Source organism: Roseomonas sp. GC11, assembly GCF_024437745.1.
Taxonomy (GTDB): domain Bacteria; phylum Pseudomonadota; class Alphaproteobacteria; order Acetobacterales; family Acetobacteraceae; genus Pseudoroseomonas.
In genome coordinates this window covers 1-2,233 of the sequence record NZ_JANFNY010000177.1, presented here as the reverse complement: position 1 = coordinate 2,233, position 2,233 = coordinate 1, and the positions used below count along the sequence as shown (strand labels likewise).

At 71.1% G+C, this 2,233-nt stretch carries 3 protein-coding genes; 1 reads left to right on the top strand and 2 read right to left on the bottom strand.

Going from position 1 to position 2,233, the window contains the following annotated elements; all coding sequences use genetic code 11:
- The coding region (locus NON00_RS24415; protein ID WP_256025408.1) for a DUF6950 family protein at positions 1-287 on the bottom strand (287 nt) is incomplete at its 3' end.
- Positions 288-315: 28 nt separating this feature from the next.
- The gene (locus tag NON00_RS24410) at positions 316-1,236 is read right to left on the bottom strand and encodes a LysR family transcriptional regulator (RefSeq protein WP_256025407.1); all 921 of its coding nucleotides are present in this window, start codon (positions 1,234-1,236) and stop codon (positions 316-318) included.
- A gap of 67 nt (positions 1,237-1,303) precedes the next feature.
- Here NON00_RS24410 and NON00_RS24405 point away from each other — a divergent pair, with 67 nt between their 5' ends.
- A complete protein-coding gene (locus tag NON00_RS24405; protein WP_256025406.1) occupies positions 1,304-2,074 on the top strand; it encodes a sulfite exporter TauE/SafE family protein in 771 nt (256 codons plus the stop codon).
- Positions 2,075-2,233: the final 159 nt, after the last annotated feature.

Below are 2,233 nucleotides of genomic sequence, written 5' to 3'. Positions count from 1 at the left end.
AAGGCCACGCGGCCGTAGTCAAGGACAACGCCCAGGCGGTCCGGATCCGGCGCCAGGACCACGTCACCGGGCCGAGCGAAAGCTGGCGGTAGACGCGGAAAGCCGGCCGTGTCGGCGATGCTGGCCAGGGAGGGAGCGGGCCGCCAGGCAGGCCGCCGGCCGGTGACGGCCTCCACCGCCGCCAGCGCGAAGCGGCCACAGTTCCAACTGGCGCCGTCGAAGGGGCGGCTTTCTGCCGCCGCCAGCAGGGCTGCCAGCCGGACCAGCCAATCGGGGCGGCGTGGCATTATACCAGCCGCCCTGAGCGGCCACCTGTCAGGGTGGATTTCCGGGTTCACTGCGCCATTCTCCAGCGGCTACAGCAAGATGCTTGGCCAATCGTCGCGCATGGGACGACAGCAAGTCGAACCGCCGCACGACGATCACCAACCGCCGCTCGGCCCATGGATCCTCCAGGGAGACGAAGGCGAGCGCACCCGCTTCACCCCACCGCCGCGCCATCACCTCCGGCACCACGGCGATGCCCGCACCAAGCGCAACCATGCGGCAGACGGCGTCCAGCCCGCGCACGCGAACACGCGTCCGTATGCGCCCGCCCGCCCGCGCTGCGTGCCCGTCGAGGTGCCCACCCAGCGCGACATCGCCGGAAAGGCCGACGAACTCGCTCCCCAGCGCCTCCGCGAAGCCGATCCGCACGCGGCCGGCCAGAGGATGACCGCGCGGCGCGACCAGCACCAGGCGGTCAGTCCGGAAGGGCGTGACCTCCAGGCCCGACAGGTCCGCGTGGTCGGCCGCAATCCCGATCTCGGCCCCCTCCTCCGCGACCACGCGCGCCACCTCAGGGCTGGAGCGCTCATCCAGTTCCAGGTCGACATTCGGGTTCGCGCTCAGGAAGGCCGCCAGAATTTCGGGCAGGTGCACAGCCGCGGCGGCGGTGTTGGCAGCCAGGCGGACATGCCCCTTCAGCCCGCGGGTGTATTCGCCCAGTTCGCCGCGCATCCGCTCCACCTGCGCTGTCACCAGCCGCGCATGGCGCAGCAATGCTCGGCCCGCGGGCGTCGGCTCCACGCCGCGCCGGCCGCGCTCCAGCAGCGGGACCCCGGCCTGCTCCTCCATGCCCCGGATGCGCGCGCTGGCCGATGCCAGGGCAAGGCCGGATCGCTGGGCACCAGCCGTGATGCTCCCCGCCTCCGCGACATGGAGGAAGAGGCGGAGGTCGGTCAGGTCGAAGTGCATCAGCGGCGTCCTGCCTCTGTTTCAGACTAAGGCACATTACGCCACTCCCGCATTGTGGCAGAGGGGCATGGGTCGCAACATCCCGACCATGATGGATCTCCTGCCCTACGCCGCACTCCTCACCGGCACCTTCCTGTTCGCAGGACTCGTGAAGGGCGTGATCGGGCTCGGCCTGCCGACGGTCGCCATGGGGCTGCTCGGCCTTGCCATGCTGCCCGTCGAAGCTGCCGCGCTGCTTCTCGTCCCTTCGCTTGTGACGAACCTATGGCAACTCCTCGCCGGCCCACGCTTCGGCGATCTCCTGCGCCGCCTCTGGCCCATGATGCTGGGCGTCGTCGCGGGCACCGTTACCGGGTCGGGGGTGATCGCCGGGACTGCCACGGGCGCCGCCACAGCATTCCTCGGCGCCGCGCTGGCCTTCTACGGCCTCGTCGGGATCGCAAAGTTCAGGCTGCGCGTGCCGCCTGCCGCGGAACCCTGGGCGGGGCCTCTCGTCGGCACGGTCACGGGGCTGGTCACGGGCGCGACGGGCGTGTTCGTCATCCCTGCCGTGCCCTACCTCGGCTCGCTCGGACTGGAGCGTGACGACCTCGTGCAGGCGCTCGGCCTGTCCTTCACCGTCTCCACCCTCGCGCTTGCCGGTGGCCTTGCGCTGCATGGCGCGCTGCCGCTCGCCGCCTCGGCCGCCTCCCTGCTGGCGGTCCTGCCCGCTCTCGCGGGCATGGCGTTCGGCAACTGGCTCCGGGCACGAGTGAGGCCCGAGACCTTCCGGCTCTGCTTCTTCGTCGGCCTGCTGGTGCTCGGGGGCGAACTCATCTGGCGGGGGCTGGCGCCATAGCCACCGACCTGGCCGCCCGCTGCGGGCCGGCTGTTGCTGCTGCGCGGCGTAGCGTTTGCCGTGCAGCGGCCCGAGATCAGCTCTCAGTTGGGCGCCGTGGCATCAGCTGGCTGGCAGGCTGATCTGCGCGTCCACCAGGGCGGGGACGAACTCAAAGAA

Bases quoted from the DNA above. Each gene is read 5' to 3' on its own strand.
- NON00_RS24410 (WP_256025407.1), bottom strand. From the start codon at position 1,236: ATGCACTTCGACCTGACCGACCTCCGCCTCTTCCTCCATGTCGCGGAG.
- NON00_RS24405 (WP_256025406.1), top strand. From the start codon at position 1,304: ATGGGTCGCAACATCCCGACCATGATGGATCTCCTGCCCTACGCCGCA.